A 7,570-nucleotide genomic window follows, 5' to 3' on the forward strand; every position below is an offset into this window, starting at 1 on the left:
CACCCGTACGTGCGGTGTCACTGGGCTGGGTCACGCCAGTTCCGGAGCGTGCTCGCCAACGGTCAGTGCCGTGCACGGATCAGTTGGGGAAGCTCCCGGAAGAAGGGTTGTCCCGAGGCGGGACAGGAAGCACCACGCCATTCATACGTCGGGTGCAGACTTGAGGTTAACACTACCGGATCCAACAAACATTCCCCCTCTCCTGCTCCGGCATACGTGTGTCACGACGCAAGCGGCAACACGCTCGCTCCGCCGCCGTCGAGGTCGAGACGGTTGGCCGCCCAGCCCTCGCCCGCGACCTGCGCGACCTTGTCGGCCGTCGCCTCATCGACCAGTGCGAGCACCGTGGGGCCCGCGCCGGAGATCACTGCGGGCACGCCGTCGGCGCGCAGCCGCTCGACCAGGGCGGCGCTCTCCGGCATGGCCGGGGCGCGGTACTCCTGGTGCAGACGGTCCTCGGTGGCGGGCAGCAGCAGCTCGGGGCGCCTGGTCAGGGCCTCGACGAGCAGGGCCGCACGGCCCGCGTTGGCGGCCGCGTCCACATGCGGGACGCTGCGCGGCAGCAGGCCGCGGGCCGTTTCGGTGAGGACGGGCTTGCCGGGGACGAAGACCACCGGAACGACGGACGGGGCGACGTCCATCCTGATCGCACGGGCCGCGCCGGCGTCCATCCAGGCGAGCGTGAAGCCGCCGAGCAGGCACGGCGCGACGTTGTCGGGGTGGCCCTCGATCTCGGTGGCGAGCTCCAGGAGCGCGGTGTCGTCGAGCTTCGCGTCACCGCCTATGGTCACCGCGCGGGCGGCCATGATGCCCGCGCAGATCGCGGCGGACGAGGAGCCGAGGCCGCGGCCGTGCGGGATGCGATTGGCGCAGACGATCTCGAGGCCGCGCGGCTGTCCGCCGAGCAGGTCGAACGCGGTGCGCAGCGAACGTACGAGCAGATGGCTCTCGTCGCGCGGCAGGGTGTCGGCTCCCTCGCCCGCGATGTCGATGTGCAGCCCGGAGTCGGCGACGCGCACCACGACATCGTCGTAGAGCCCCAGCGCAAGGCCGAAGGCGTCATAGCCCGGGCCGAGGTTGGCGCTGGTGGCGGGGACGCGCACCCTTACGGCGGCGGCTCGGAAGGCGGGACCGGCCATCGCTCGCTGACTCTCCTTGGTCGTACTGCGGGTTCGGTTCGTACTGCGGGTTGTGGGTGGTGGTGCCGGAGTTCGCCGGGCCTTCTCCGGATGTACGGGATTCCGGGACGGGATCTGCGTACGGGAGAGAGGTACCGGCGCGCACTGGCCGACCCCACACGGCACCGCGGCATATGCGGCGGGCGGTTTTGGTACAGCCTATCGAAGGAAGGTTCTGTGGCGACATAGGGCGCACGGGAGGCGCACGATGCGTGTCGCAAGCCCCTTGTGCACCCCCTGAGGGGTGTTGGGCGGCTATGCCCGGACCTGCGGGGCCCGGGGCACAGCCGCCCCAAGTGCTAGGCCAGGCCCAGGCGTTCGGCGGCGGTGGCCGCGTCGACCGGGACGGTGACCGGCTGCGGCGCGCCGGCGACGGCCCAGTCCGGGTCCTTGAGGCCGTTGCCGGTCACGGTGCAGACGATGCGCTGCCCCTTGGCCAGACGGCCGTCCTCGGCGGCCTTGAGCAGACCGGCCACGGAGGCGGCCGAGGCGGGCTCGACGAAGACGCCCTCGCGGGAGGCCAACAGCTTGTAGGCGCGCAGGATCTGACGGTCGGTCACGTCGTCGATCAGGCCGCCCGACTCGTCCCGCGCGGCCTCGGCGAACTGCCAGGAGGCCGGGTTGCCGATACGGATCGCGGTGGCGATCGTCGAGGGGTCCTTCACGACCTCCTTGCGCACGATCGGGTTGGCGCCGGAGGCCTGGAAGCCCCACATGACGGGCGTGTGGGTGGCGAGGCCGTCGGCCGCGTACTCCTTGTAGCCCTTCCAGTAGGCCGTGATGTTGCCCGCGTTGCCGACCGGCAGGACGTGGATGTCGGGCGCGTCGCCGAGGCGGTCGACGATCTCGAACGCGGCGGTCTTCTGGCCCTCGATACGCACCGGGTTGACCGAATTGACCAGCGCCACCGGGTAGTTCTCGGACAAGTTTCGCGCCAGAACGAGGCAGTCGTCGAAGTTGCCGTCGACCTGGAGGATCTTCGCGCCGTGCACGAGGGCCTGGCCCATCTTGCCGAGCGCGATCTTGCCCTGCGGGACGAGGACGGCGCTGACCATGCCGGCCTTGCCGCCGTACGCGGCCGCCGAGGCGGAGGTGTTGCCGGTGGAGGCGCAGATGACGGCCTTGGCGCCCTCCTCCTTGGCCTTGGAGATCGCCATCGTCATGCCGCGGTCCTTGAAGGAGCCGGTCGGGTTGGCGCCCTCGACCTTCAGGTGGACCTCGCAGCCGGTGAGCTCGGAGAGCACCTCGGCCCGTACGAGCGGGGTGCCGCCCTCGCCGAGCGTGACCACGGGCGTCGCCTCGCTGACGGGCAGGCGGTCGCGGTACTCCTCGATGATCCCGCGCCACTGGTGGGCGCCGGTGTTGCTCGCGGTCATGTCTGGTTACTCCCCTTCGACACGCATGATGCTGGCGACACCCCGCACGGTGTCGAGCTTGCGCAGCGCCTCGACGACCCCGGTCAGGGCCGCGTCGCTCGCGCGGTGGGTGACGACCACGAGGCTCGCCTCGCCGTCCTTCCCTTGCTGGCGGACCGTATCGATCGATACGCCGTGCTCGGCGAAGACCGTCGCGACCTGGGCGAGGACGCCCGGCTTGTCGGCCACGTCGAGGCTGATGTGGTACCGCGTGACGACCTCGCCCATCGGGCTGACGGGAAGGCGCGTGTACGCGGATTCGCCGGGCCCCGTTGCGCCGGCGAGCTTGTTGCGGCAGACGGCCACGAGGTCGCCCAGGACCGCGGAGGCGGTCGGGGCGCCGCCCGCGCCGGGCCCGTAGAACATCAGCCGTCCTGCGGCCTCGGACTCGACGAACACCGCGTTGTACGCCTCGCGCACGGAGGCGAGCGGGTGGCTGAGCGGGATCATCGCCGGGTGGACGCGGGCCGTGACGGACTCGCCGTCGGCGGCGCGCTCGCAGATCGCGAGGAGCTTGATGGTGCAGCCCATCTCGCGCGCGGAGGCGAAGTCGGCGGCGGTCACCTCGGTCATGCCCTCGCGGTACACGTCGTCGAGGCGTACGCGGGTGTGGAAGGCGATCCCGGCCAGGATCGCGGCCTTGGCGGCGGCGTCGAAGCCCTCGACGTCGGCGGTCGGGTCGGCCTCGGCGTAGCCCAGGGCGGTGGCCTCGTCGAGGGCCTCCTGGTAGCCGGCGCCGGACGAGTCCATCTTGTCGAGGATGAAGTTCGTGGTGCCGTTCACGATGCCGAGGACGCGGTTGACCTTGTCGCCCGCGAGGGACTCGCGCAGCGGGCGGATCAGCGGGATCGCACCGGCCACGGCGGCCTCGTAGTACAGGTCCTCGCCGTGGTCTTCCGCGGCCTTGTGCAGGGCCGCGCCGTCCTGCGCGAGCAGCGCCTTGTTGGCCGAGACCACCGAGGCGCCGTGCTCGAACGCGGTGGTGATCAGGGTGCGGGCGGGCTCGATGCCGCCGATGACCTCGACGATCACGTCGATGTCACCGCGTTTGACCAGGGCGGTCGCGTCGGTGGTGATCAGCGCGGGGTCGATGCCGGCGCGCACCTTGTCCGGGCGGCGGACGGCCACGCCCGCGAGCTCGACTGGCGCGCCGATCCTGGCTGTGAGGTCGTCCGCGTGCGTCGTCATGATGCGGGCTACTTCGGAGCCGACGACTCCACAGCCAAGGAGCGCCACCTTCAGCGGACGCGTACGCATCATCCGACCTCGATTCTTGAACTTCTGCGGTTGCCTCAGTCTCACCTACCGGACCGGGGTTTCCTGCCCAGGTCCGGCATATGAGACGTCGATTTCATTTCGATGGGATACGAAGACGGGAAATCCGCCGTCAGCCCACGTCGAGCGCGAGGAGATCCTCCTCCGTCTCGCGACGGATGATCACCCGCGCCTCGCCGTCCTTCACCGCCACGACCGGGGGCCGCAGCGCGTGGTTGTAGTTGCTCGCCATCGAGCGGCAGTACGCGCCCGTCGCCGGCACCGCGATCAGATCGCCGGGGGCGAGGTCGGCCGGCAGGAACGCGTCCTTGACCACGATGTCGCCGCTCTCGCAGTGCTTGCCGACGACGCGGGAGAGCATCGGCTCCGCGGTGGAGCTGCGCGACACGAGGGCGACGGAGTACTCGGCGTCGTACAGCGCGGTGCGGATGTTGTCCGACATGCCGCCGTCCACGGACACGTACGTCCGCAGGCCCTCCAGGGGCTTGACGGTGCCGACGCGGTAGAGCGTGAAGGCGGTCGGGCCGACGATCGCGCGGCCGGGCTCCACGGAGATACGGGGCGCGCGCAGGCCCGCGCTGTCGCACTCGCGCGAGACGATCTCGCTGAGCGACTTGGCGATCTCGTGCGGCTCGCGCGGGTCGTCCTCGCTGGTGTACGCGATGCCGAGGCCGCCGCCGAGGTCGATCTCGGGGAGCTCGACGCCGTGCTCGTCGCGGATCTCGGCGAGCAGCTGGACGACGCGGCGGGCGGAGACCTCGAAGCCGGCCATGTCGAAGATCTGCGAGCCGATGTGGCTGTGGATGCCGAGCAGTTCGAGCCCGTCGAGCTTCAGCGCACGCCGTACGGCCTCGGCCGCCTGGCCGCCCGCCAGCGCGATGCCGAACTTCTGGTCCTCGTGGGCCGTGGCGATGAATTCGTGCGTGTGGGCCTCGACGCCGACGGTGACGCGGATGAGGACGGGCTGGACCTTGCCGAGCCGCTGCGCGATGTGCGCGACGCGCACGATCTCCTGGAAGGAGTCGAGGACGATGCGCCCGACGCCGGCCTCGACGGCCCGCTCGATCTCGGCCTCGGACTTGTTGTTGCCATGGAACGCGATGCGTTCGGCGGGCATCCCGGCGCTGAGCGCGGTGGTCAGCTCGCCGCCGGAGCACACGTCGAGGTTGAGGCCCTCCTCGTACAGCCACTTCACGACGGCGCGCGAGAGGAAGGCCTTGCCCGCGTAGAACACATCGGCCTCGGTGCCGAAGGCCTCGCGCCAGGAGCGGCAGCGGGCCCGGAAGTCGGCCTCGTCCATGAAGTACGCGGGCGTGCCGAACTCCTCGGCAAGGCGTGCCACTTCGATGCCGCCGACGGTCAGGGCGCCCCGCTCGTCACGGGTGACGGTGCGCGACCAGACCTTCGGGTCGAGGACGTTCAGGTCGGCGGGCGGCGCGGTGTAGTGGCCCTCGGGCAGGACGTCGGCGTGGCGGGGGCCTGCGGGGTGCGCGGAGCGGCTCATGTCGTCTCTTTCACAGGTATGCGGGAGCGTCGATGCCGAGCAGGGACAGGCCACCGGCGAGCACCGTCCCGGCGGCTTCGGCGAGCGCGAGCCGGGCGCGGTGGGCGGCCTGGGGTTTCTCGTCGCCTTGCGGCAGGACGGCGTACTGGAAGTCGAGCAGCGCGTCGGCGACCGCGACGAGGTGGCGCGTGAGGCGGTCGGGGGCGCGGTGGGTGGCGGCCTGGGCGAGGACGCGGGGGTGCTCGGCGAGGGCCGCGGACAGCTCCTCGTGCTCCGGTACGGGTCCGGGTTCGGACGCGAAGCCCAGGTCGGCCGCGTTGCGGGTGAGCGCGTGGCTGCGGGCGTGCGCATAGCGGACCCGGAAGAGCGGGTTGGCCTCCGCCTGGAGGAGGTGCTCCTCCGTCAGCCGCGCGTGGTCGTGCGCGGCCGGGTGGAGCAGGGCCCAGCGGGTGGCGTCGCGGCCCAGGGCCGCGGACTGCTCGGGTGCGGGCACCGGCGTGGTGAACGCGAGGCCGGGAGCGGGAGGGGTGCCGTGGGCGTCGATGCGGATCCCCAGCGGGGCCCAGGCGGCGGGCAACTGCTCCTCGCACGTGGTGCGCACGAGGGCGCCCTGGGAGCGCAGGATCCGGTGCAGCGCGTCGCACCAGACAGCGGCGCGCAGCTCGGGCTTGCAGTGCAGCTGGACGATCTGGCCGGTGGGGCCGGGGGCGTGACCGTAACTCGGGCCCGCGCCGAGGATGTCCCGTACGACGGACTGGTCGTCGTCGAGCGTCAGGTTGAGGAAGCCGGGGCCGGTGATCTCGACGTCCGCGATGCCCGGCTCCCGTACGAGACGGTCGGCGAGCAGCGTGGCCACCTCGCGCGGCGGACGCCCCGCGGGGCCCGCGACCTGCAGCGCGGCGTTCGTCGCGTAATCCCCGCGACCGCCGGGCCGCGGCCGCTCGACGATGACCCGCTCGGGCACCTCCGCGCACAGCTCCCCCTGCTCGACGGCGTGGCGCAGGACGCGCAGCACGGTACGGGAGAGATCGGCGGGGGTCACGGGACAAGCGTAGGGGAGGTGGGGGGTGGGTATGCGAGTCGGTTTCGCATAGGGAGACGGGAGGGGGTCCGGCGCGCCCCCTGGAGGGGTGGCGGGCTCAGAGCGCCGAGCCGTCCGCCTCCATCGTCATCCGTGCCACGTGCAGCGCCAGATACGAGACCTCGTCCTCGCTGAGCTGCTCGCCGAGCCGCAGCTCCACGATCGTGGCGAGCTTCCGGGCGGTGGCGGTCGCCTCCGGGTAGTGCTGGCGGATGCCCTTGCCGATGGTGGACTCGTGGCCCTTGAGCTGGCGGTGCTGCTGGATCCGTACGAACAGGTAGCGGACGTGCGTGATGAAGCGCGCCGCGTTCATCGACTGCTGCGAGACGTCGAGGCCGTAGCGCTCCCCCACCACGGCGAGCATCTGCTGGATGACGCCGGTCATCGTGTACGTGAAGGACAGATCGCCGGACGCGAAGCCCGCGTTGACCAGGTGCAGCGCGAGCGCTGTCGCCTCGGAGTCCTCCAGCTCGGGGTCCACGCGCTCGTTGATCGCCGCGAGCAGCTTCTCGGCCTGGGCGTACTCGGTCGCGTACAGCGTCTGGGTCTCGGCGCGCAGCGGGTACTCGACGACGATGCTGCGCCTGGCGCGGTCCAGCGCGCCCGCCACATGGTCGGCGACCGCGATCGCGAGGGTGGGGCGGGTGGACTCGCGGCCCTCGATCCCGGCCTCGCCGAGGGCGATGACGACGGCCCGCAGGACCTCCTCGTCGATCAGGGCGAGGGTCTCGGCGATGTGGTCGGGGTCGCGGCCGTCGGCCGGGACGAAGACGCGCACGATCATCGCGGGGTCGATGGGCTTGCCCTGCTGGGAGCTGAAGCCGATGCCGCGGCCGGTGAGGATGACCTCCTGGCCCTTGTCGTCGCGCGCGAGGACCACGTTGTTGTTGAGGACGCGCAGTGCCTCCACTGCCGCCTCCCTTCGTCCGTGGCCCGTGTCCGGGCAGCCGTTCCGACCGAATGATCTCTTATCGTCCCCCGCCGGCGCGTCCGCGCGCCTGAGGCGAAGGACCCTCCTGGCCGGGGGGGGGGGGGGGGGGGGGGGGGGGGGGGGGGGGGGGGGGGGGGGGGGGGGGGGGGGGGGGGGGGGGGGGGGGGGGGGGGGGGGGGGGGGGGG

6 protein-coding genes are annotated in these 7,570 nt (G+C 71.9%); all 6 read right to left on the reverse strand.

Annotated features, from left to right (window positions below; translation table 11 throughout):
* Nucleotides 1-221 precede the first annotated feature (221 nt).
* Nucleotides 222-1,139 (reverse strand): homoserine kinase, encoded by a 918-nt coding sequence (gene thrB, locus ACIBI4_RS29320; protein WP_399207132.1) that lies wholly within the window; start codon nucleotides 1,137-1,139, stop codon nucleotides 222-224.
* 338 nt (nucleotides 1,140-1,477) lie between these two features.
* Entirely contained in the window at nucleotides 1,478-2,554 is a 1,077-nt protein-coding gene (thrC, locus tag ACIBI4_RS29325) for a threonine synthase (RefSeq protein WP_399207133.1), read from the reverse strand.
* A gap of 6 nt (nucleotides 2,555-2,560) precedes the next feature.
* Nucleotides 2,561-3,853: a homoserine dehydrogenase gene (locus ACIBI4_RS29330; protein ID WP_399207134.1), complete on the reverse strand. Its 1,293-nt coding sequence runs from the start codon at nucleotides 3,851-3,853 to the stop codon at nucleotides 2,561-2,563.
* Nucleotides 3,854-3,980: 127 nt separating this feature from the next.
* A complete protein-coding gene (lysA, locus tag ACIBI4_RS29335) occupies nucleotides 3,981-5,372 on the reverse strand; it encodes a diaminopimelate decarboxylase (RefSeq protein ID WP_399207135.1) in 1,392 nt (463 codons plus the stop codon).
* Between the two features lie 10 nt (nucleotides 5,373-5,382).
* On the reverse strand, nucleotides 5,383-6,414 hold the full coding sequence (gene nrtL / locus ACIBI4_RS29340) for an ArgS-related anticodon-binding protein NrtL (protein WP_399207136.1): 1,032 nt from the start codon (nucleotides 6,412-6,414) through the stop codon (nucleotides 5,383-5,385).
* Nucleotides 6,415-6,511: 97 nt separating this feature from the next.
* Nucleotides 6,512-7,363, reverse strand: coding sequence for a PRD domain-containing protein (locus ACIBI4_RS29345; RefSeq protein ID WP_399207137.1), 852 nt, complete (start codon nucleotides 7,361-7,363; stop codon nucleotides 6,512-6,514).
* Nucleotides 7,364-7,570: the final 207 nt, after the last annotated feature.

The sequence above is a fragment of the Streptomyces sp. NPDC050418 genome (assembly GCF_044458745.1).
In the GTDB taxonomy this organism is placed as follows: domain Bacteria; phylum Actinomycetota; class Actinomycetes; order Streptomycetales; family Streptomycetaceae; genus Streptomyces.